The organism is Streptomyces aurantiacus, from assembly GCF_027107535.1.
In the GTDB taxonomy this organism is placed as follows: Bacteria; Actinomycetota; Actinomycetes; order Streptomycetales; family Streptomycetaceae; genus Streptomyces.
Window position 1 is genome coordinate 8,551,145 of the sequence record NZ_CP114283.1, and the last position, 21,204, is coordinate 8,572,348.

Annotated in this window: 19 protein-coding genes; 5 read left to right on the forward strand and 14 right to left on the reverse strand. The window is 71.8% G+C overall.

Annotated features, from left to right (window positions below; all coding sequences use genetic code 11):
* Positions 1-172: 172 nt before the first annotated feature.
* The 7 genes from O1Q96_RS39710 to O1Q96_RS39740 form a co-directional block, all read right to left on the reverse strand.
* The gene (locus O1Q96_RS39710) at positions 173-1,222 is read right to left on the reverse strand and encodes a BMP family lipoprotein (RefSeq protein WP_269252721.1); all 1,050 of its coding nucleotides are present in this window, start codon (positions 1,220-1,222) and stop codon (positions 173-175) included.
* Between the two features lie 225 nt (positions 1,223-1,447).
* The gene (locus O1Q96_RS39715; RefSeq protein ID WP_269252722.1) at positions 1,448-2,521 is read right to left on the reverse strand and encodes a BMP family lipoprotein; all 1,074 of its coding nucleotides are present in this window, start codon (positions 2,519-2,521) and stop codon (positions 1,448-1,450) included.
* Positions 2,522-2,758: 237 nt separating this feature from the next.
* Positions 2,759-3,979, reverse strand: a complete 1,221-nt coding sequence (locus O1Q96_RS39720) for an amidohydrolase (protein WP_269252723.1) — start codon at positions 3,977-3,979, stop codon at positions 2,759-2,761.
* Positions 3,980-4,346: 367 nt separating this feature from the next.
* Positions 4,347-5,579, reverse strand: coding sequence for a hypothetical protein (locus tag O1Q96_RS39725; RefSeq protein WP_269252724.1), 1,233 nt, complete (start codon positions 5,577-5,579; stop codon positions 4,347-4,349).
* Between the two features lie 47 nt (positions 5,580-5,626).
* Positions 5,627-6,565, reverse strand: coding sequence for an N-acetylneuraminate synthase family protein (locus tag O1Q96_RS39730; protein WP_269252725.1), 939 nt, complete (start codon positions 6,563-6,565; stop codon positions 5,627-5,629).
* A gap of 14 nt (positions 6,566-6,579) precedes the next feature.
* The gene (locus O1Q96_RS39735) at positions 6,580-7,878 is read right to left on the reverse strand and encodes an N-acylneuraminate cytidylyltransferase (RefSeq protein ID WP_269252726.1); all 1,299 of its coding nucleotides are present in this window, start codon (positions 7,876-7,878) and stop codon (positions 6,580-6,582) included.
* Between the two features lie 148 nt (positions 7,879-8,026).
* Positions 8,027-9,412, reverse strand: a complete 1,386-nt coding sequence (locus tag O1Q96_RS39740; RefSeq protein WP_269252727.1) for a DUF6716 putative glycosyltransferase — start codon at positions 9,410-9,412, stop codon at positions 8,027-8,029.
* Positions 9,413-9,610: 198 nt separating this feature from the next.
* Here O1Q96_RS39740 and O1Q96_RS39745 point away from each other — a divergent pair, with 198 nt between their 5' ends.
* From O1Q96_RS39745 to O1Q96_RS39755, 3 genes are read left to right on the forward strand one after another with little or no spacing between them, the layout of a single operon-like run.
* On the forward strand, positions 9,611-10,588 hold the full coding sequence (locus O1Q96_RS39745; protein ID WP_269252728.1) for a glycosyltransferase family 2 protein: 978 nt from the start codon (positions 9,611-9,613) through the stop codon (positions 10,586-10,588).
* Positions 10,585-11,919, forward strand: a complete 1,335-nt coding sequence (locus O1Q96_RS39750) for an alpha-2,8-polysialyltransferase family protein (protein WP_269252729.1) — start codon at positions 10,585-10,587, stop codon at positions 11,917-11,919. The genes O1Q96_RS39745 and O1Q96_RS39750 overlap by 4 nt, the downstream gene beginning before the upstream one ends.
* On the forward strand, positions 11,916-13,061 hold the full coding sequence (locus O1Q96_RS39755; protein ID WP_269252730.1) for an acyltransferase family protein: 1,146 nt from the start codon (positions 11,916-11,918) through the stop codon (positions 13,059-13,061). Before O1Q96_RS39750 ends, O1Q96_RS39755 begins: the two co-directional genes overlap by 4 nt.
* Here O1Q96_RS39755 and O1Q96_RS39760 read toward each other — a convergent pair.
* A complete protein-coding gene (locus O1Q96_RS39760; protein ID WP_269252731.1) occupies positions 13,004-13,267 on the reverse strand; it encodes a hypothetical protein in 264 nt (87 codons plus the stop codon). The two genes, O1Q96_RS39755 and O1Q96_RS39760, sit on opposite strands and share 58 nt — an antisense overlap.
* Complete coding sequence (locus O1Q96_RS39765) at positions 13,254-13,895, reverse strand: TetR/AcrR family transcriptional regulator C-terminal domain-containing protein (protein WP_269252732.1); 642 nt, start codon at positions 13,893-13,895, stop codon at positions 13,254-13,256. The genes O1Q96_RS39760 and O1Q96_RS39765 overlap by 14 nt, the downstream gene beginning before the upstream one ends.
* An 87-nt stretch (positions 13,896-13,982) precedes the next feature.
* Here O1Q96_RS39765 and O1Q96_RS39770 point away from each other — a divergent pair, with 87 nt between their 5' ends.
* Positions 13,983-15,437: an FAD-dependent oxidoreductase gene (locus O1Q96_RS39770; RefSeq protein WP_269252733.1), complete on the forward strand. Its 1,455-nt coding sequence runs from the start codon at positions 13,983-13,985 to the stop codon at positions 15,435-15,437.
* On the opposite strand, the gene leuE is transcribed toward O1Q96_RS39770, so the two are convergent.
* A complete protein-coding gene (gene leuE / locus O1Q96_RS39775; protein WP_269252734.1) occupies positions 15,434-16,087 on the reverse strand; it encodes a leucine efflux protein LeuE in 654 nt (217 codons plus the stop codon). The genes O1Q96_RS39770 and leuE overlap by 4 nt on opposite strands.
* A gap of 178 nt (positions 16,088-16,265) precedes the next feature.
* Between leuE and O1Q96_RS39780 the strand changes: the two genes are divergently transcribed.
* Positions 16,266-17,129, forward strand: coding sequence for a L,D-transpeptidase family protein (locus tag O1Q96_RS39780; RefSeq protein ID WP_269252735.1), 864 nt, complete (start codon positions 16,266-16,268; stop codon positions 17,127-17,129).
* Between the two features lie 338 nt (positions 17,130-17,467).
* On the opposite strand, the gene O1Q96_RS39785 is transcribed toward O1Q96_RS39780, so the two are convergent.
* The 4 genes from O1Q96_RS39785 to O1Q96_RS39800 all read right to left on the reverse strand — a co-directional run bounded on the left by O1Q96_RS39785 (position 17,468) and on the right by O1Q96_RS39800 (position 21,119).
* On the reverse strand, positions 17,468-18,640 hold the full coding sequence (locus O1Q96_RS39785) for a hypothetical protein (protein WP_269252736.1): 1,173 nt from the start codon (positions 18,638-18,640) through the stop codon (positions 17,468-17,470).
* Positions 18,640-19,314 carry an RNA polymerase sigma factor gene (locus O1Q96_RS39790; protein WP_269252737.1) on the reverse strand — a complete coding sequence of 225 codons (675 nt, stop codon included), beginning with the start codon at positions 19,312-19,314 and terminating at the stop codon, positions 18,640-18,642. The genes O1Q96_RS39785 and O1Q96_RS39790 overlap by 1 nt, the downstream gene beginning before the upstream one ends.
* 314 nt (positions 19,315-19,628) lie before the next feature.
* Positions 19,629-20,462, reverse strand: a complete 834-nt coding sequence (locus tag O1Q96_RS39795) for a hypothetical protein (protein ID WP_269252738.1) — start codon at positions 20,460-20,462, stop codon at positions 19,629-19,631.
* Between the two features lie 39 nt (positions 20,463-20,501).
* The gene (locus tag O1Q96_RS39800) at positions 20,502-21,119 is read right to left on the reverse strand and encodes an RNA polymerase sigma factor (RefSeq protein WP_269252739.1); all 618 of its coding nucleotides are present in this window, start codon (positions 21,117-21,119) and stop codon (positions 20,502-20,504) included.
* Positions 21,120-21,204 lie beyond the last annotated feature (85 nt).

The window sequence follows — 21,204 nt, forward strand, 5'->3', positions numbered from 1 at the left end:
AGCGCCCCTGCTTCAACAACTACTGCGGAGTCGAGTGTTCCAGGCATGTCCCTGATTTTCGGGTACACCCGGATCATCCGCCGCGCGAACGGGGCGCGAGAAGGCCATCCTTCCCGCACCCCGTTTTCGCGACCGTAACGCTGCCATTACAGCGCCTGATTGACCACGGTTACTACGAGGTCTTGACCTTGATCGTGCCGTCGTTGATGCCTTCGGTGGCCTTCTTCAGGGCCTCCTGCAGCTTGGCGTTGCCCTTGAACTCGGGGTTCGAGTCCGCCAGGCCCACGCCGCCGGTCTTGAGGGAGGCGCGCACGACACCGGTCGCGGGCTTGCCGTCCTGGACCGACTTGGCGAGGTTGTAGACCGCGCCCGCGACGTCCTTGGTGGCCGAGGTGAGGATGTACTGCTTGTACGCCTTCAGGGCGTCCTGGCTGTACTGGTCGGAGTCGACGCCGATCGCCCACACCTTCGCGGCGGAGGCGGCCTCGATGACGCCCTGACCGGACAGGCCCGCCGCGTGGTAGACCACGTCGGCGCCGTCCTCGATCTGGCCCTCGGCGGCGGTCTTGCCCTTGTCGGGGCTGGCGAAGCCGCCGTCCTCGGCCTTCTCGGTCAGGAACTGCGAGACGACCTTGACCTTCGGGTTCGTGTCCGCGACGCCCTGCTTGTAGCCGGCCTCGAACTTGTGGATCAGCGGGATGTCCACACCGCCGACGAAGCCGACGGTCTTCGACTTGGTCGTGAGGGCCGCGGTGACACCCGCGAGGTAGGAGGCCTGCTCCTCGTGGAAGACCATGTCGGCCACGTTCTTCTTGTTGATCGTCTCGTCGTCGACGATGCCGAAGGTCGTCTTCGGGAACTTGTCGGCGACCTCGGCGACAGCCGGCGCGTAGGCGTAGCCGACGCCGATCACCGGGTTGTAGCCGGCCTTGGCCAGCGTCTCCAGGCGCTGCACCTTGTCGGCGTCCGACTCGCCGTCGGTCGGCTCGACGGCCTTGGAGCCGTACTTGAACTCCGCGGCGGCCTTGTCCATGCCGGCGGTCGCGGCGTCGTTGAAGGACTGGTCGCCCTTGCCGCCGACGTCGTACGCGAGGGCGATGCCCTTGCTCTTGCCGTCGCCGCTGTCCGCGGCGTCGTTGGACGTGCCGCCGCAAGCAGCGAGGGCGGCGGTGAGGGTAGCGGTCGCAACGCCCGCGACAGCGATTCGGGACACCCGGCGCATGGAACGTGACTCCTTTGTGCAAGCGCCCATACCAGGCGCTGGTTCCGCCGCAGCGTAACGCGCGTAGACCAGACGGAAAACCCCTTCTGTCCGGTCCGTTATCGAGCTGTGGCCGCAGATGCCGCACAGACTACGGAACGTCGAACGCCCCTTGCTGGAGGCAAGGGGCGTACGACCTGCGAAGGTGTCTACCGACGGGTCAACCGGCCAGTAGGTGTCGGGCGGTCACTCGGTCTTGACGGTGACCTTGCCGCTGATGATGTCTTCCTTGGCCTTGTCGACGGCCGCGACGACCTCGGTCATGGCCTTGTACTTCGGGTTGGAGTCGGCGAAGCCCACACCGCCGGACTTCAGGTCGCCGCGGTGCTCGCCCGAGAGCGGCTTCCCGTCGACGACGGACTTGGTGACCTCGTAGACGGCGCCACCGACGTCCTTGAGGGCGGAGCCCAGGATCCAGTCCTTGGACGCGGCGAGCGGCTTCTGCTTGTACTGGTCGGAGTCGACGCCGATCGCCCAGACCTTCTCGGCCGCGGCCTCCTGGATGACGCCCTGGCCCGACAGACCGGCGGCGTGGTAGATCACGTCGGCGCCGGACTCGATCTGGCCGCTGGCGGCCTCCTTGCCCATGCTCGGGTTGGCGAATCCGCCGTCCTCGGGCTTCTCCGTGAGGTACCGCTTCTCGATCTTGATCTTCGGGTCGACCGACTGGGCGCCCTGGACGAAGCCCGCCTCGAACTTGTGGATCAGCGGGATGTCCACGCCGCCGATGAAGCCGACGTGGTTCTTCTTGCTGGTCTTGGCCGCGGCGACACCGGCGAGGTAGGAGGCCTGCTCCTCGGCGAACACCATGTCGGCGACGTTCTTCGCCTGCACCTGGGCGTCGTCGATGACGGCGAAGGTGATGTCCGGGAACTTGGCGGAGACTTCCTTGACCGCGGGGGCGTAGATGTAGCCGACGCCGATGATGGGGTTGTAGCCGGTCTTCGCCATCTGGGTCAGGCGCTGCACCTTGTCGGCGTCCGACTCGCCGTCGCTCGGCTCGATGTCGTTGCCGCCGATCTTGAATTCCTTCCGGGCCTTTTCGAACCCGGCGTAGGCGGCGTCGTTGAAGGACTGGTCGCCCTGGCCGCCGATGTCGTAGGCGAGGCCGATGCCCTTGCCCTTGTAGCCGGAGCCGGATTCGGTGTCACTGCCCGACGATTCGTTGCTGGTCTCGCCGCAACCGGCGGCCGCGACGACGACGACCGCGACGGCGACAGCGGCTTGTGAAAGCCTGTTTCTCCGAGAAATCCGACGCATGAGAGAGCACCCCTTACACATTCCCCAACGGCGCCGTTGCCGACGCTGACTGCGGCGCACAGTAACGCGCGTAGACGTCCAGGGGAACGCCATTCCTCACTGCCGTTATCGATTCGTGCCGACGACCGGTTACGAACGCCCGTCGCGGGTTACGTGCGAGTGACACAAGAGGACGAAGGGGTACCCATCGGGGCACCCCTAGTCGATCGGCCTCTCGTCACCGTCCGTGGCCGCGCGTCAGCTCCGCGCCTGCAGGAGGGCGGCGGCGGTGAACATCTCGACGCCGACCGCGATGGCCGACTCGTCGACGTCGAAATCACCCTGGTGCAGGTCCCTGACGGTCCGCTCGCCCGGCGTGCGCACCCCGAGACGCGCCATGGCGCCGGGCACGTGCTCCAGGTACCAGGAGAAGTCCTCCCCGCCGAGGCTCTGCTCGGTGCCCTCCACGGACCGGTCGCCACGCCGGGCGGTCATCGCGTCGCGCAGCAGGTCGGTCGTGTCCGGGTCGTTGACGACCGGCGGAACCCCGCGCACGTAGTTGATCACGGACTTGGCCCGGTGGAGGGTGGCGATCTCGTCGATGGCCGCGTGCACCAGGTCGGGTGCCGCGTGCCAGGACGCGAGGTCCAGGCACCGCACGGTGCCGGAGAGCTCGGCGTGCTGCGGGATCACGTTGCAGGCGTGGCCCGACTCGATGCGTCCCCAGGTCACGGAGAGCCCCGACCGCGCGTCGACCCGCCGGGCGACGACCGCCGGCACGTCGATGGCGACCCGGGCGACCGCGGTGACCAGGTCGGTGGTGAGGTGAGGCCGCGCGGTGTGCCCGCCGGGCCCGTCCAACGAGACCTCCAGCCGGTCACAGGCGGACGTGATGGCCCCGTGACGGAGGCCGACGCGCCCGGCGTCGACCCTCGGGTCGCAGTGGACGCCGACGATCCGCTCGACGCCGTCCAGCCCGCCGCACTTGATGACGTCGGGAGCGCCGCCGGGAAGCACTTCCTCCGCGGGCTGGAAGATCAGCCGTACGGCCCTCGGGAGCTGGCCCTTCGCATGGAGGTCCGCGAGGACGAGGCCGGCGCCCATCACGACGGTGGTGTGCACGTCGTGTCCGCAGGCGTGGGCCCGGTCGGGCACGGTCGACCGGTACGCGCACTCGGCCTTCATGTCCGGGATGGGCAGTCCGTCGATGTCGGCACGCAGCGCGAGCATCGGGAGCGCGGGGTCCGGCACGCCGACGTCGCAGATGAGCCCGGTCCCCGTGTCGAGCACGCGGGGTCGCAGGCCGGCCCGCTCCAGGCGCTCCTTGATCGCGGCGGTGGTACGGAACTCCTGGTTGCCCAGCTCCGGGTGCATGTGCAAGTCACGCCGGAACGCGACCAGTTCGGCGCGCAGCGCCTCGGACAGTGCGCCGGGAAGCTCGGCTTCCCCGGGCGAATCGGCCTCGGACTCTCGGGACATCAGTTGGTTCACCCTCTGAAGGGTAGGGCGACGCGACGGCCAACTGACCCACGATCAACAAAACTTCAACCCGATTGAGGAAGAAACCCTGGCCGCGTGGCGCATAGATATTGACTGGGATGGGTAAGCTCGCCCGGCTTTCCGGGCTATTGGATCTTGAACCGGGCCCGGCGGGACCGGGATCCGGCGTCGCTTCCGGGAAAACCTCCGAATGACGACGCCCATTCCCGGATTCCCGGCAACAGGCTCTCTACGCATACCACGCATACGGGCCCCCGGCCGGTTCTTGTTCACCAGCCGGACAGGACCCGTACGGAAACGGGTGCGAACCACTACGGAGAGAGACCGGCGGCCGTCCGGGCGGGCCTCAGGTGGCCGTGACCGCCGACAGGCGGTGGACATCGCGCGCCGAGCCCGTGACGCCCGACAGGAAACCCTGGGCGCGCGGTGAGGCGCTCTCGGTGAGCCAGGCCGGGTCGATGTCGCAGACGGCGACCTTGACCTCGGTACCGGCCAGCGCGAGCGGAAGCGTGTGCACGACCGTCGACGGGAAGCTCAGGATCGTACGGCCGATGGGGCCCCGCCTGGCGATCAGTTCGAGGGGGAGGTCCGGCCGGACGATCTCCAGGCCGGTCTCGACGGCCAGCCGGTGCAGTTTCTCCGGGCTCTCCCTGCGGTGGGCGAAGTACCGGGTGGCGCCGTGGGTGGCGGCCAGCCCCCGCACCGCTTCGAGATACCGGTCGGGGTCCACCACCCCTGTCTCCACCAGGGACGTCCCGACCAGGTCGGCGCCCTTCGTGATGCGGGGAGGGCCGAACCGGGCCCGGGTCCAGGCGAAGTCGTTGGCCGTGATGGTGACGCCCTCGGGCTTCTCGGTGATCGGCATGGAGGAGAAGACCTCCACCCGCCGTCCGGTGCCGGGGGTGAGCCGGCGACGGGCCCGGGCCGAGACCGGCGCGAAGACCAGGTCCCGGGCTCCCGGACGCCCGCCGCGCCGGTGCCACCGCACCAGCCGTTCACCCCGGGCGAGCTGGGCGACGAACTCCATGGTCGCGGTCCCGTCGTCCACGACGACGAGATCGCGGGCACCGGTGATGTTCAGCAGCAGCTGCACGTACCGCGAGAAGGGGTCACCCATCACGATGCGCCGCGCGCGCCGCAGCAGGGGCGCGAGCCCGCCGACCGTGTGGAAGGGCGCGGTCGCACCGCCCCGCGCCTCCTCCCACCGCACCGCGTAGCCCTCGTCGCGGGCCAGCTCGGCCATGCGCCTGAGCTGGCCGCGGGTCATCGGGTCGGTGGGCGACAGGACGACGAGGGTGAGCCCGGCCCCTGCCTCGCCGGGCCTGGCCCCGCCGGACCTGCCGGACCTGCCCGCCCCGCCCGGCTTTCCGGACCGGCCGAACCTGCCGGTTCCGCCGGGCCTGCCGGCCCCCAGTTCCGGGCCCGGGAGGCCGGGGGTCTCGCCCGTGATCCTGAGGGCGGCCGCCCTCAGGGCGTGCGCGTGCGCCCACTCCAGGACGTTCAGGAGCTGCACCGGGCTCTCGACGAAAGCCAGGGTGGCGGGTGACTGGGGGCCGGTGGACCCGGCGCGGGGACTCATCGACGTACGACCGTCGCTTCCCTGGACTCGGAAGGGGTGGGAGTGGCTCAGACCGCGACCGGCTCGCCTGCGGCCGCCGCGATCTCGGCCTCGGCGACGACGCCCGAGACGCGGCGCAGCTTCTTCATCGGGCCCAGCTCGGACTCGTAGACCTTCTTGACGCCGTCGCCGAGGGAGGCCTCGATGGTGCGGATGTCGCGGACGAGGCGGGTCAGGCCCTGCGGCTCGACCGAGGCGGCCTGGTCGGAGCCCCACATGGCGCGGTCGAGGGTGATGTGGCGCTCGACGAAGGTGGCGCCGAGGGCGACGGCGGCGAGCGTGGTCTGCAGGCCCGTCTCGTGGCCGGAGTAGCCGATCGGGACGTTCGGGAACTCGGCCTGGAGGGTGTTGATGACGCGGAGGTTGAGCTCCTCGGCCTTGGCCGGGTACGTCGAGGTGGCGTGGCACAGCAGGATGTTCTCGCTGCCCAGTACCTCGACGGCGTGCCGGATCTGCTTCGGCGTCGACATGCCGGTGGAGAGGATGACCGTGCGGTGGGTGGAGCGCAGCGCGCGCAGCAGCTCGTCGTCGGTGAGGGACGCGGACGCGACCTTGTGGGCCGGGACGTCGAACTTCTCCAGGAAGGCGACGGCCTCGGTGTCCCACGGGGAGGCGAACCAGGCGATGTTCTTGCTCTTGGAGTACTCGTCGATCTGGCGGTACTCGTCCTCGCCGAACTCCACGCGGTGGCGGTAGTCGATGTAGGTCATACGGCCCCAGGGGGTGTCGCGCTCGATGTCCCACTGGTCGCGCGGGGTGCAGATCTCCGGGGTGCGCTTCTGGAACTTCACGGCGTCGCAGCCGGCCTCGGCGGCCGCGTCGATCAGCTTGAACGCGTTCTCGAGGTCGCCGTTGTGGTTGATGCCGATCTCACCGACGACGTAGACGGGGTGACCCGGGCCGGCGGTCTTCGAACCGAACGTGCGCAGACGGGAGTTGGTGCTCATGGTGAGGAAGTTCCTTACTTGTCGAGGGAGTCGAGAGAGGGGCCGAGGATCCAGCTGGCGATCTCTCGGATCGCGCCGTCGCCACCGGGGACGGTGGTGACCGCGCGTGCGGCGCCGCGTACGACGTCGTGGGCGCTCGCGACCGCCACGGGCCAGCCGGCGAGGGCGAAGCACGGGAGGTCGTTGACGTCGTTGCCGACGTAGAGCACGCGCTCGGGCGCGATGCCCTGTTCCTCGCACCACTGCTTCAGCGCGAGGTCTTTCCGGTCGATGCCGTGCAGCACGGGGATCTTGAGCTTGCGTGCGCGGGCGGCGACGACCGGGTTCTGCTCCGTGGAAAGGATCAGCATCGACAGGCCGCTCCTGCGGAGGGCCGCGATGCCGAGTCCGTCCCCGCGGTGCACGGAGACGAACTCCTTTCCGTCGGAGTCGATCAGCACCCTGTCGTCGGTCTGGGTGCCGTCGAAGTCGAGGACGACCGCGTCGATGTCCTCGGCGGTCGGGAGGGTGCCGGGCCGGTTCGCGTCGAAGAGCGGCGCGAGGGCCCGGGCGCGGGCGAGGTCGTGCGGGTCGTCGATCTCCAGGACCCGCGCGGGGTCGGTGCGGACGAGTTCGGTCCGGCCGAAGAAGCGGTGCTTGTGCTCGCGCAGGCCGGCCGCGTCCATGGCGTAGGCGGCGCCGGTCTCCAGGAGGTCCTGGGGGCGGTCCTGGCGGCGGGGGCGGAAGGACTTGTCGTGGTTGACCCCGTAACCGCCGTCCGTGGCCGTGGTGTCGGCGACGGCCACGGGGCCGCCGACGGACCGGGTGCGCCCGGTGTCGACCGCGGCCGGGGCGTCGTCCGCGTCCCGCCAGATGAAGCCGTGGAAGGGCGCCACGGTCAGCGCGGTGTCCGCGCCGTTCTCCACGACCGCGCCCGCCACCGAGTCGATGTCCTCGCGGACGATGAACGGGCTGGTGCACTGCACGAGGAGTACGGCGTCGACGGTGGAGCCGTGCCGTGCCTCGTGGACCTCCATGGCGTGCAGGACGGCCGCCTCGGAGGTGGCGGTGTCGCCTGCGATGGCGGCGGGCCGCAGGACGACCTCGGCGCCGGCCTCGCGGGCGGCGGCGGCGATGGCCTGGTCGTCGGTGGAGACCACGACGTCCGTGACGAGCCGGGCCGCGCGGCACTCGCGCACCGCGCGGGCGACCAGCGGTACGCCGCCGACGGGGAGCAGGTTCTTGGCGGGCACGCCCTTGGACCCGCCCCGCGCGGGAATCACCGCGAGCACACGGGGCACCGGCCTCAGCCGCCCCGCTTCGGACTTGGTCATTACCTGTGCTCCTTGATCGACGGTCGTGGTGCCCCGAAGGGGCGCGGGGCTGTGTCGCGGACGGCTGCGCCGGGTGGGCGCGAGGGGCCGCGACGAACCCGCGGGTTCAGGACGGCATCGGAGGCGGCACCTCCGGCGCGGGGGAACGTCACAGCTCCCCCATCCGCCGGATGACGGGTGCGACCCGCTGCACCCCGTGCCGGTAGGCGCCCCGCGCCGCCCGGCGCACGATCTGCCGGACCGGGCCCGGCTCCCGGTCGGCGTCGGGCGCGCCGGGCAGCGGGCTGCCGTCCGGGGCGAGGTGGTGGCGGGCGAGGATGCCGGGCAGATAGCCGGGCGCGGTGGCGGGCGTGTAGTAGGGGGCGAGACCGGGGAGTTCGTCCCGGCCGAGCAGGTCGGCGATGCGCTCGCGCGCCGCGTCGAAGGCCGTCTCGTAGGAGCCTTGCCCGGACTCCGTCCGGGAGGTGCCCCCAGCGGCGACGCCCTGCCGGGCCACCCACTCCTCGTCGGGCCGGGGCCCGTGCCCGGCGTCGAGCTGGTCCCAGGAGGCGAGGCAGCCCGAGCCCACGAAGTGGTGGTTGCCGAGCGACTCGCGCACACCGAGGTCGGTGAGGACGACGGTGGGGATCCGGCGGTGCAGGGACTCGAGGGCCGCCGTGGAGCTGATGGTGACCAGCAGGTCGGTGCGGTCGAGGACCTCACCCATGTGCCCGTACACGAGGCGGAAGTTGGCGGGCGGGCCGCCCGGGATCCGCTCCGCGAGGCGCTGGTAGGGCTGCTCCTCGATGTGCGTGGTGTGCTCGCCCGGCTTGGAGCGGAGCTTCAGCAGGACCTCGCGGTCCGGGTGCAGCCTGGCGTGCTGCACGAGCCGGTTCAGCAGGTACGTACGGTCCTTGCGGCTCTCCGGCACGGAGGGCTGCGCGGCGAAGACGACCGTGTAGGGCCTGCGCCCTTGCTTCGCAGACGGGTCGTGCTTCTCGTACGGGTCGCCGCCGAGGAACGGCAGCGCGACCTCGGTCACCGAGGAGGCGTCGGCGCCCACTCCCTCGTACACGGCGGTGAAACGGTCCGCGTCCTGGCGGGAGTTGGCGAGGACGAGGTCCGCGCCGTGCCGCAGCAGCAGCCCGTCGGCGAGCTTCTCGTAGACGACGCCGACATAGCCGGTGACGACCACGGGCCGCTTCGCGCCGCCCGTCGCGGGCCGCTCCCGCCACTGGTGGGAGAGCCCGTGCAGCATCGCCTGGACGCCGCCTCCGACGAGGGAGAGCACGACGACGTCGTACGAGGACCGTGCGCGGGACATCTCCCGCAGGAACTCCGCGGCGGTGACCTCCCGCAGGGAGTCCGCGCGGACGCCGACCTCTTCGAGCTGGCGGGCGGTGGGGGTCGCACGGCCCCGCAGGAGGTAGCCGTCGAGCCTGATGTCCGAATCGGCCGGTGCGATACGGTTCGCGGTGAGCGCGCCCCATTTCCACCGTGTGTCGGAATCGGCGAGGACGGCCACTCGCAGGGACTTCTTGGTACTTGCTGGCACACCCAAGACGCTAGGAAGCCATTTCGATCCCCGGCCCAACCTGAAAGCAACAAAGGGTTAACAGCACGTCGCCGAATGGCGAATCGGCCCCGGATCGGCTTGCCAAAAGGCCTGGTTCACCATTCCGCCACGCGTCGTTCACCTGGCATCTCACCGGGGGTCAAGACGAATGCCGGGCCGCCGCCTAACGTCACGTGGGTGGTCAAGCTCTCCGTCATCGTGCCGTTCTACAACGTGCAGCAATATGCGCCCGACACCCTGAAGAGTCTGCGTGCGAACGCACGCGACGACTTCGAATTCATTCTCGTCGACGACTGCTCCCGCGACGAGACGCCGGACATCCTCGCGCGCGCGGAGCGCGAGCTCCCGGGTGCGGTGCATGTCAGACACGAGAAGAACGGAGGGCTGGCCACCGCGCGCAACACGGGCATCGACGCGGCGCGTGGCGAGTACCTCACGTTCCTCGACGGGGACGACTGGCTCGCCCCCGGGTACTACGAGCAACTCCTCGCCTCCATCGAGGACCTGGGGTGCGACTTCGTCCGCACGGACCATGTCCAGTGCACCGCGCGGGCCCGCACCGTCCACCGTGTCCCGCACGGCAGGCGCGGCGTCGTACTGGATCCGCGCGAGGCGATCCTGCCCGCCGACCGCTCCACGTCCGTCGACTACGCGTACGCGTGGGCGGGCATCTACCACCGCCGGCTGGCCGACCGGGGCCTGCTGCACTTCACCGACGGGCTGCGCACGGCCGAGGACCGGCCGTGGATCTGGAGGCTGCACCGGGAGGCGGAATCGTTCGCCGCGGTGGGACTGCTCGGTGTGTTCTACCGGCGCGGTGTCGCCTCCTCACTGACGCAGATCGGTGACGTACGGCAACTGGATTTCATTCGCGCGTTCGACCAGGTGGTAAGGGAAACGGCGCAGGACCGGGATGCGGATAAACTCCTGCCGAAAGCCGTCCGGACCTACTGTGCGATTATTTCCCATCATCTGGGATCCATCGAAAGGTTCGAGCCACCTGTGGCACGGAAACTGAAATCGATGAGTGCCGTCGCATTGCGGCGTATGCCGCAGGATGTCCTCGACGACGCCCTCGACTCCATGGACATACAGCGCGCGACGCGGCTGCGCCGGCTGCGCCGCCGTCCGGCGGCCGCGGGGGTGACCGCGTGACGACCCGGATCTTCATGGCGTCGACGCTGTACGGCACGGCGACGCTCGCCGCGGCCGTCGACGCCGACTGCTTCCGTCCCGCGGACCGGCGCGTGCTCCTCGTGTCCAACAACTCGGCGACGCCCGAGACGACACCCGGGGTCGACGAGATGCCCGGGTTCGGGCAGCTGCGCGGCCGGTTCGACGACGTGATCTCGTGGAACGAGACCATCTCCCCCTTCCACCCGGGCGGTTGGGCCCCGCGGCCCGACGACGTGCCGCTGTGGGAGCGGCATCTGCGGCTCGCCTGGGGTCTCGGCGACGACGACGTCGAGCTGGTCGTCGAGTCGATCCAGGTCAATCCGGCGCTCGGCGTCGCACAGATCTTCACGGGCGCGCCCGTCACCGTCTACGCGGACGGCCTGATGAGCTACGGCCCCACCCGCAGCAAGATCGACCCGCTGGTCGGCACACGCATCGACCGTCTCCTCCACCTCGACCTGGTTCCGGGGCTGACACCGCTGCTGCTCACCGAGTTCGGGGTGCGGCCGGAGCTCGTTCCGACCGACGCCTTCTCGAAGGTGCTCACCGAACTCGTCGACACCGGTGACGAGTTGCCCGCGATCGACGAACCGGCCCTGCTGCTCGGCCAGTACCTCTCCGCCCTCGGCATCCTCACCGCCGAGGAGGAGGAGGACCTCCACGTACGGATGCTCAGGGGCGCCGTCGAACTCGGGCACGAGCGGGTGGTGTTCAAACCGCACCCCAGCGCACCGGCCCGCTGGTCGCGCGCCCTGGAGAAGGAGGCCGAGCGGATCGGCGCCGACCTCACGGTGCTCGACACCCCCGTCCTCGCCGAGGTGCTCTACCAGCGGATGCGTCCCGCGCTGGTCGTCGGCTGCTTCTCGACCGCGCTGCTCACCGCCTCCGCGCTGTACGGCCTGCCCGTCGCCCGCATCGGCACCGGGCCGCTCCTGGAACGCCTCACGCCGTACGAGAACAGCAACCGCGTCCCGGTCACGATCGTGGACGCCCTGCTGCCGGAGCTGACGGACCGCGCGGCGGTCACCGAGCAGCGCCGGAGCATGGGCCCGGACGAACTGTCCGAGCTGGTACGGGCCGTGGGCTACGCCATGCAGTCCAAGATCTACCCGGACGCGCGGTCCGACGCCGAGCACTATCTGACGCGGCGTCTGGACACCCACACCTGGCGCTACTTCAAGCGACGGCGGCTCACCTCGCTGGGGCTGCCCGGGGCGGTGCCGGCCCAGCTGGCGTTCATCCCGCGCAACGCGACCGTACGGCGTGTGGCCAAACGCGCCCGTTCCCTGAAGAGGGCCACCCTGGGATGAGTTTCGTCGAATCGGCGCCCGCTCCGGCGTCCACCGCCGAGGCGGGCACCCTGCCCCCCGTCCCCCCTCGGATACTTCCCCAGAAGCGCGCGCCGCGGCTGCGCGCGCTCGACGGGCTGCGGCTGATCGCCGCGCTGATGGTCGCCGTGTACCACTACGGCGGCCGGGACGGCGAGGTGAGCCGGGCCTGGGGTTCCTCGCCGCAGATCCAGTTCCCCACGCTGCACACGTGGTTCGCGTACGGCTGTCTGGGCGTGCAGATCTTCTTCGTGATCAGCGGCTTCGTGATCTGCATGAGCGGCTGGGGGCGGAGCCTGCGTTCGTTCTTCGCCTCGCGGGCCTCGCGGCTGCTGCCGTCGTACTGGGCGGCGGTCGTCCTCGTCACGGCCGTCTTCGCGCTGCCCGTGGTCGTGTACGAGGCCGTGTCGCCCAGTGACGCGCTGGTGAACCTGACGCTCATGCAGCAACCGCTGGGCGCCGACCGGGTGCTGGGGGTCTGCTGGACGCTGTGGGCGGAGGTCCGCTTCTACGCGCTGTTCGCGCTCTGTGTGGTCCTGCCGGGCGCGACGCGGCAGCGCGTGATCCTGTTCTGCGCGGGCTGGACGCTCGCCGCGGTGATCGCCCAGGAGGCGCGGGAGCCGCTGCTCGACCTGGTCCTGATGCCCGAGTACGCGCCGTTCTTCATCGGCGGCATCGGTCTCTACCTGGTCCACCGCGACCGGCGGGACGCGTACGCGTGGGGCATCGTGGGCGTCAGCTGGCTGATCGGGCAGCACTACGCGGTGGCGCAGCTGTGGCACCCGCCCGACCCGCAGTTCTTCTCGAACCGGAGCTCGGCCGGCATCATCCTCGTCGTCACCCTCGGCTTCGTGGCGGTCGCCGCGATCGCGCTGGGCCTGCTGAACCGCGTGAACTGGCGGTGGCTGACGGTGGCCGGCGCGCTGACGTACCCCTTCTACCTGGTCCACGAGCATCTGGGCTGGGTCGCCATCAGGGCCTACCACCAGGGCCTGGGCATCCCCTCGTACGTGACGATGCCGCTGACGGTCCTGACGATGCTGGTCCTGGCCTGGCTGCTGAACCGCTATGTCGAGGACCGCTTCACCCCGCGGCTGCGCTCGGCGCTGTCGAAACCGCGCTGAACGTCCTCCAGGATCTCGCCGAGCGCGTCGCCGGCCTCGTCGATGAGGTCGGCGAGCTCGGACATCCGGCGGGCGAGTTCCGCGCGGGCGGCCGGGTCGGGCACGAAGTCGGCGAGCGGCTCGGTCCGTCCGGCGGGCGCCTCGGCGGAGGGTTCCCGCCCCGTCGGTTCCCCGGCCGCCGGCGGCCGCGTCTCAGGTGATTCCACAGCGTGCCTCGATTCCGGTGAGCACCAGCATGAGCCCTTCCTCGAACCGCTCGTCGTAGCCCTCGAAGATCTCCGCGCCCGCGGCCGCCGACAGGGGGAACCCGGCGAGCAGTTCGGCACGTTCGGACAGGTCGTACCCCTCACGGCGCTCCCCCGGCAGGGGATGCACGCCCTGCTCCTCGGTGACGAAGCCGAGCGTGAACAGATACGCGGTGGTGGTGGCGCGCACCGCCTGCCGGAGGGTGAACCCGGCGGCCAGGAAGGCGCGCAGGTTCTCCTCCATCTGGACGGCGTGCTCGGTGCCGGTGAAGCGGGAGCCGCTGAAGACCCTGGCGCCGTCGCGGTAGCTCAGGAGTGCCGCGCGCAGGCCTCGGTTGGCCGTCAGGAGCCGCTCGCGCCACGGGGTGTCCGGGGCGATCGGGACAGCGGCGACCATCCTGCGGTACATCTCTGTCGCCATCTCGTCCAGCAGCGCCTGTTTGTCCTTGAAGTGCCAGTACAGGGCGGGCGCCTTGACGTCCAGCTCCTTGGCGATGGCTCGCAGGCTGAGGCCGTCGAGGCCGGTCTCGTTCAGCAGACGCAGCGCCGTGTCGGCCACCAGCGCTCGGTCGATCTTTCCCACAGCCACGGTCGCACCCTATCCGGCGACTGCCCCTTGACAGCTTAACGTTGTTAAGGGGACCCTCGGCGCATGAAACTTAACGACGTTAAGGAAATGGATGGCGTTCCGGACGCCACGACGACCGACGTCCTGATCGTGGGTGCGGGGCCCACCGGGCTCGCGCTCGCCCTCGACCTCGCCCGGCGCGGGGTGCGCGCACTCGTCGTGGAGCGGTCCGCCGCGCTCTTCCCCGGCTCGCGGGGCAAGGGGATCCAGCCGCGCACGATGGAGGTCTTCGACGACCTCGGCGTACTGGAAGCGGTACGGGCGGCGGGCGGCGTGTACCCCGTCGGAATGGTCTGGCAGGACGGGCGGCGCCAGGGCGAGCACCGCATGTTCGACCGGACGGAGGCGACGGAGGCCGAACCGTACGCGGGCGGCCCGTGGATGGTGCCGCAGTGGCGGACGCAGTCGATCCTGGCCGCGCGCCTGGCGGAGCTGGGCGGGAGCGTCACCTTCGGCCGGGAGCTGGTCGGCGTCGACCAGGACACCGACGGTGTGACGGCCCGCTTCGGCTCCGGCGCCCCGGTGCGCGCCCGCTGGGCCGTCGCCGCGGACGGCGGCCGCTCGGCCGTGCGGCGGGCCCTGGGCATCGCGATGACCGGCGAGACCGTGGACCCGGCTCCGACCCTGGTCGCGGACATCCGGGTGACCGGGCTCGACCGCGACAACTGGCACGTCTTCCCGCCCGCCGACGGCGAGGGATTCCTGGCGATCTGCCCGCTGCCGCACACGCAGGACTTCCAGCTGGTGGGCAACTTCACGGATCCGGACACCGAGCCGGATCCGTCCCTCGACGGCATCCGCAAGCTGGTCGCCACCCGGACGCATCTCGCCCCTGACGACGTGACCGAGGTCCGCTGGGCGTCCGGCTTCCGGCCGCGTGCCGCGATGGCGGGCCGTTTCCGGGAGGGCCGGGTCTTCCTGGCGGGCGACGCGGCCCACGTCCACTCGCCCGCGGGCGGCCAGGGCCTCAACACCAGTGTCCAGGACGCCTACAACCTGGGCTGGAAGCTCGCGGCCGTACTGCGCGAGGGCGCCCCGGCCGCCCTCCTCGACTCGTACGAGGAGGAGCGGCTGCCCGTCGCCGCGCGGATGCTCGGCCTCTCCACCGGCGTCCACCGCGGCGAGGTCCGGCGCGGCGCGGCCACCCAGCAGCTCGGCCTCGGCTACCGGGGCTCCGCGCTCGCGGTGGAGACCCGCACGGACCTGCCGGAGGGCGCCCTCCAGGCGGGCGACCGGGCACCGGACGGCATCCGCGCCCAAGTACGCCTCTTCGACGCCTTCCGCGGCCCGCACTGGACACTGCTCACCGTCGGCACGGACACCGGTGTGCCGGACCTCCCCGGCGCCCGAACGGTCCGCATCCCCGCGTACGAGGCGTACGGCACCGGGGTGTTCCTCGTCCGCCCCGACGGTCACGTGGGCTGGGCGGGCCGGACCACACACGGGCTGGCGGAGTACGCGGCACTCGTGGGACTCGGCGGCCTCGCCCGGAGCGGGGCCTAGGCGGAGCTGGAGACCGAGAGCTTCACGGCGAAACCCAGGAAGAGTGCGCCGGCGGCGGAGGTGGCGCCCGCGGAGAGCCGCCTGCGCCGCCGGAAGGCCGCCGCCAGTCGGGTCCCGCCGAATATCAGCGCGCTGAGGTAGAGGAAGCTCACCAGCTGGGCGAAGGCACCGAGCACGACGAAGGACAGGGCCGGATACGCGTACCCGGGGTCCACGAACTGCACGAAGAAGGCGACGAAGAACAGGATCGCCTTCGGGTTGAACAGACTGATGACGAGCGCCCGCCTGAAGGGCCGCTCCTCGGCGACCGGCGAGGAGACCTCCTCCGTGCCGCCCGGTTCCCGCCGGCTCCGCCACATGTCCCGGGCGGTCCGCAGCATCCCGAAGGCCAGCCAGGCCAGATAACCGGCTCCCGCGTACTTCACTATCCCGAACAGCAGGGCGTTGGCCTGCAGCAGCGAGGCGACACCGGCCGCCGACAGCGTCATCAGCACGGCGTCACCGCACCAGACCCCCGCGGAAGCCCGGTATCCGGTCCGGATCCCCCGCCGCGCGGCGACGGACAGCACGTACAGCGAGTTCGGCCCCGGCAGCAGCACGATCAGCACGAGCCCCACGAGATAGGCGGGGAGGTCGGTTATGCCCAGCATGAGGTGAAGTCTCGCACGGGGGAGCTTCCTCGCGGCGTGGACGGGGCCCCGCCCGCAACAATGCCGCGTAGTTCGCAACCAGGCACGCGCGGGAACCATCTCAGGTGGCACCACGGCACATCGCCGGCGTCGTCGACGGCCCATCGAGAACCGGTTCGGTGAGCAGCGGGGGGTTCGGATGCGTACACCAGGCATGTGGAGAACAGTCGCGGCGGCGACGGCGATGGCGGCGCTGGCCGCGGTGAGCGGATGCACCATCCAGACCGTCGACCCGTCGGCGAGCGGGTCACCGGGCGGGGCGTCGTCGCCGGCCGGCCGCTCCCCCGCCGACGCGAAACCCCCGGAGCCCGCCGGCAAGAAGCCGGCCGAGAGGAGTCCCGCGCGGAAGAAGCCCGCTGAGCGGCCCGCGCCGACGGTCCTGTGGTCGCGGGGCGACCGGAGCAGGGACGTGCGGGAGCTGCAGGCCCGGCTGCGCCAGGTCCAGTGGCTGTTCGAGGGACCGACGGGGACGTACGACGCCTCGACGGTCACCGCGGTGAAGGGCTTCCAGGGGAAGCGGGGCCTGCCGAGGACCGGGAAGACGGACTCGGTGACCTGGCAGCGGCTGCTGCGGATGACGCGCGAGCCGGGCAGATGGGAGCTCTACGCGTCCGGCGGCCAGCCGGCCGCGAAGCCCGACCCTCGCTGCATGACCGGCCGGGTGCTGTGCGTCAGCAAGACCAGCCGCACCCTGCGCTGGATGATCGACGGCCGTACCGTCTCGACGATGGACGTGCGCTTCGGTTCACGGTCCACACCCACCCGCGAAGGTGTCTTCAACGTCTACTTCAAGTCGCGGCACCATGTGTCGACGCTCTACGACTCGCCCATGCCGTACGCGATGTTCTTCAGCGGCGGCCAGGCGGTCCACTACTCCTCGGACTTCGCCGCGACGGGCTACTACGGGGCCTCGCACGGATGTGTGAACGTACGGGACGAGGGGAAGATCGCGTCGCTGTTCGCGCAGGTGAGGAACGGCGACAAGGTCGTCGTCCACTGGTGACGGCCCGGCGGCCGGAAGGGTGCGGGCGCGGGCGGGACCGGGGGAACGTGTCCCGCCCGCGCCTTGTGCACAGAGCCGTGAGTACGGGGGGAACCCCCGGCTCGTGCGACAGCCGATGACCAGTCGGCTCGCTTACTACTGCGCCGGGGCGGCTGAAAACGTCACACCCGGGAGGCCGGGGCCGGGCTCCGGGGCGAATCCGCAGTTCAGGCACGCGACGAGGGCCTTGGGAGCCGTCGCGGGGCAGCCGGGCCGCCGACGCGGACCGGGTGGGGCGGAGGTCGCGCGGGCACACCGGCGATGTCACGGACGCCCCCGGAGGCCGACCGGTCCGGAGGTTACGACAGGGCGCTGACGTGCGGTTCCGGGGTGCGTGCGGGGGCCTGCGGCACCGAGGGCAGGGCGGAGGCGGAGGCCGTGGGCCCGGCGGCCGCGTCGTCCCGGTGGGTCCTGGCCCCGTCGCCCCGGAGCGTGCGTGAGCCGGTGTGGCCGCGGTCGCTGCCGTCACCGTCACCGCGGCCACCGCCGCCGTCGTTGCCTCCGCGGCCACCGCCGCCGTCATCGCCGTGCCCGTCGCCCCTGCCGCTGTGGTCCCTGCCCGGATCGCCGTGCCCGGCCCGGGGGTCGCCCCAGTCGCCGGATTGGCGGCGACTCCAGTTCTGCAGGAGGTTCTTGCAGTACCTCTTGACCTGCTCGGCGCCGTGCGCCGCGTCCTCCAGGCTGCGTCTGCGCTCCGCGTCGAGGTTCTTGCCGTCGAGGTCGTCCCGGCAGGCCGACACGATCGCGGCCCAGTGCTGGGCCCGGCGGCTCTCGCGCCGGCCGTCGCCGGAGCCGGGCTGCGCGCCCGTGTCCTTGTCCCCGCGTGAGTCGCCGCGCGGGGCGGTGTTCCCGTCGGCCGGGGCGCCGGCGCTGCCTTCGGGCCGCGGGACGTCCCGGGGCCTGTCGGGTGGCGGCGACTGGAGCGGGCGGTCCGGGGTGACGGAAACCGTCGGGGAGGCACCGGGTTCCGGTTCACCGTCGCCGAAGGCCAGAACACCGGCGGTGGCGGCCATCGCGACTCCGCCGATCATCCCGGCGGCCAGCGCGGCGGCGAGGCCGTAGCGCACCGGGCGTCCCCAGAAGGAGGGGGCGCGGCGCTCCGGCGCGGGGCGGCCGAGGTGGATGAGGCCCGCGTCCGAGGAGGCGCCCGGGGGCGGGAAGGGTGCCGAGGAGCGCGTGCGGACGGGTGGCCCGAGGCTCGCCTGCGAACCGTTCGTTCCGGTGCGGGCCTTCCGGAAGGCGGCCAACGCGGCGGCCTCGCCCGGCAGTTCGGTGCTGGTCGGCGCGGTCACGGCGGGCATCGCGCTCAGGGTGCCGAGGGCCTGCGCGAGGCGGTCGGCCTGGGCGCGGGTGGCGGCGTCGGCGGCTTCGACGGGCTCTCCGCGCAGCAGTCGTTCCGCCTTGTCGCGGTCCAGCCACCGGCCGGGGGGCCGGGTGTCGTCCCCCGGGAAGACGCAGCGCTCGTCGGACATCACATGTCCTTCTGCGTCCGGATACGCGTATGCGTCACACCGGCGGACGTCACCGCGCGGGTACGCGGTTGCGCGTGCGGGGGTCTCTGCGGGGGTACCGAGCTCAGGGAGCCGGCGGATTCCGGATCCGGGCCGATCAGCTCCGCGAGCCGTTTCAGACCGCGGTGCGCCGCCGTGCGGACGGCGCCCGGCCGTTTGCCGAGGGTGTCCGCGGCGGTCTTCGCGTCGAGGCCGACGACGACACGCAGCACGACGGCCTCCGCCTGGTCCTGCGGGAGCTGGGCGATGAGGGAGAGGGTGCTGTCCGTGGCGAGGGCCTCGATGGCCTCGCCCGCGGTGTCGGACTCGGCGGCCCTGCCGGTGAGCTCGGTCTCGTCGCCGCCCGTCGCGGGGCGGCGCCCGCGCATGCGTATGTGGTCGAGGGCGCGGTTGCGGGCTATCCGGGCCGCCCAGCCGCGGAAGCGGTCGGCGTCCCCGCTGAACCGTTCGAGGTCCCGGGCTATCTGCAGCCAGGCCTCGGACGTCACGTCCTCGGCGTCCGGTTCACCGACCAGCGTCCGTACGTATCCCAGGAGCCGTGGGTGCACGGCTCGGTACACAGTCCGGAACGCGGTCTCGTCCCCGTACTGTGCGGCAAGCACCGCGGCGGTCAGCTCCGCGTCGTCCCCCAGCACCGCGCCCCTTTTTGTGCCCGGCCGGTGCCGCTCTCGCGGACCGGTTTCTCGCTGTCGTGGTTTCTCGTTGATGGTTGCGGTCCTGCCCCGCATCCGGCGCGAAATGCACGTTACGGCTTGAAACCGGGGCGCGTCCATGTCCGTACAACATGCAACCAACTCGTCCCGGCCCTGGGTGTGACACAAAACGCACCGCCGACGCTGAGGAAAGTACGGGCCGCCGCGCGGCCCGTGCCGCGCGACGGCCGGGGCCTCTCCTGTGGGGGGTGGCGGCCCCGGTCGTTGCCATCGGCGTGATCGGCCCTCCCGACTCCTCAGCCCTTCTTGGCCTTCGGGGTCTTCGCGGGCTTTGCACTCTCCACGGCTTTCGCACTCTTGGTGGCACCCTTACCAGGGGTTTTGTCCGTTCCCGCAGATTTGCCCGGCTTCACCTTGCCGGCGCCCTTCTCACCGTTCGCCCCGGCCTGCCGGCCCGCGCAGTACGCCTCGACGTTCCCCTCACCGCCCGCGGCCTTGACCAGACGCTGCCAGGCGGTCGAGTCGAGGGCCTTGCCCCGCTTCCTGACGGAGTCGTACGCGCGGCAGTGCGCCTCGGCGTCCCCGGCGGCGGAGGGACGGCCGGATGAGTCGTCCGCACCGCCGGAGCCGCCGGCCCGCGCGGACCCGGACGGACCGGGCGAGGCCCTGCCGGGGCCCGCACCCGTGCCGGCGTCGGCGGGAGTGCTGCTCACCGGTACGGGCCCGCCCCGTTCCTCCCCCACGTCGCGCGACGCTCCGCCCGAGCCGATGCCCGCGACCGCCACCCCGCCGAGCGTGACGCTCGCCGCCAGCGCGACCAGCGTCGTCCGCACCGACCACCCGTGCCGCCGCTCGGCGTGGGGGCGCCAGTCGTCCCGGCGCCGGGTGCGTGCCGCCCCGTGCGCCCCCGCGTCGCGCGCCGCCCGAAACGCGGCGAGGGCACGCTCCTCGGCGGGGTCCGCCGCACCGCTCCCGGCGGTGGCGGGAAACACGCCCTGGCCCCACGGCTGTTCGGATCCACCGCCCGCGACCGGCCCGGCGGCCGCTTCGGGGCCCCCGGCCGGGGCGGCCCGCCCGGAGTGCGGGGCGCGGCGGTCCGGGCGGGCGTCGCCGCCCTCTCGTTCACCCATGTCCCGTTCCACCCTCGCCGCCCAGGAGCCGCCTGCCGATCATCCCGACTCCCCCAGCGTCCGGGGGCCGTCATCCGTCACACCCTCGGCGCCGAGCCGACGGGCAAGACGCTTCAGGCCCCGGTGCGCGGCGGTGCGCACCGCGCCGGGACGCTTGCCGAGGACACGGGCGGCCGTGGGTCCGTCGAGGCCGACGACGACCCGCAGCAGCACGGCCTCGGCCTGGTCGCGCGGCAGTCGCGCGACCAGGTCGAGGGCGTGCTGCGTGCCGAGGGACTCCAGGGCCTGGTCGTGCGTGCTGTGGGGGCCGGGCAGGTCGTGCAGGTCCTGTTCGAGCGCGGACGCCCGCGGCCGCACCTTCTGCCGCCGCAGGTGATCGAGCGCCCGGTGCCGGGCGATGGTCGCGGTCCAGCCGCGGAACCCCGCCCCGTCCCCGCGGAACCGCCCGAGGTCCCTGGCGATCTCCAGCCACGCGTCGGACGCCACGTCCTCCGCGTCGTCCCCGACCAGCCCTCGCAGATACCCGAGCAGTCCGGGCTGCACGATCCGGTACGCGACCGCGAAGGCGGCCTCGTCGCCCTCCTGGGCCCGCGCGACGGCCGCGCCCAGTTCCCCGTCGGACGGCCGCCCGCGGCGGGATTCCCCTCCCTGACCCAACACTGTCCTCGTTCGCACCGAGTTCGTACCGAGTCCGCGCCACGCGTCACGGCTCGCCGTGCTCTGCACCCTCAAGGCCCTCTGC

What these genes read in the sequence shown, in the direction of transcription:
- O1Q96_RS39795 (WP_269252738.1), bottom strand. Translation starts at nt 20,462, where the DNA reads ATGGGTGAACGAGAGGGCGGCGACGCCCGCCCGGACCGCCGCGCCCCG.
- O1Q96_RS39735 (WP_269252726.1), bottom strand. Translation starts at nt 7,878, where the DNA reads ATGACCAAGTCCGAAGCGGGGCGGCTGAGGCCGGTGCCCCGTGTGCTC.
- O1Q96_RS39715 (WP_269252722.1), bottom strand. Translation starts at nt 2,521, where the DNA reads ATGCGTCGGATTTCTCGGAGAAACAGGCTTTCACAAGCCGCTGTCGCC.
- O1Q96_RS39720 (WP_269252723.1), bottom strand. Translation starts at nt 3,979, where the DNA reads ATGTCCCGAGAGTCCGAGGCCGATTCGCCCGGGGAAGCCGAGCTTCCC.
- O1Q96_RS39785 (WP_269252736.1), bottom strand. Translation starts at nt 18,640, where the DNA reads ATGTCCGACGAGCGCTGCGTCTTCCCGGGGGACGACACCCGGCCCCCC.
- O1Q96_RS39730 (WP_269252725.1), bottom strand. Translation starts at nt 6,565, where the DNA reads ATGAGCACCAACTCCCGTCTGCGCACGTTCGGTTCGAAGACCGCCGGC.
- O1Q96_RS39755 (WP_269252730.1), top strand. Translation starts at nt 11,916, where the DNA reads ATGAGTTTCGTCGAATCGGCGCCCGCTCCGGCGTCCACCGCCGAGGCG.
- O1Q96_RS39780 (WP_269252735.1), top strand. Translation starts at nt 16,266, where the DNA reads ATGCGTACACCAGGCATGTGGAGAACAGTCGCGGCGGCGACGGCGATG.
- O1Q96_RS39770 (WP_269252733.1), top strand. Translation starts at nt 13,983, where the DNA reads ATGGATGGCGTTCCGGACGCCACGACGACCGACGTCCTGATCGTGGGT.
- leuE (WP_269252734.1), bottom strand. Translation starts at nt 16,087, where the DNA reads ATGCTGGGCATAACCGACCTCCCCGCCTATCTCGTGGGGCTCGTGCTG.
- O1Q96_RS39710 (WP_269252721.1), bottom strand. Translation starts at nt 1,222, where the DNA reads ATGCGCCGGGTGTCCCGAATCGCTGTCGCGGGCGTTGCGACCGCTACC.
- O1Q96_RS39725 (WP_269252724.1), bottom strand. Translation starts at nt 5,579, where the DNA reads ATGAGTCCCCGCGCCGGGTCCACCGGCCCCCAGTCACCCGCCACCCTG.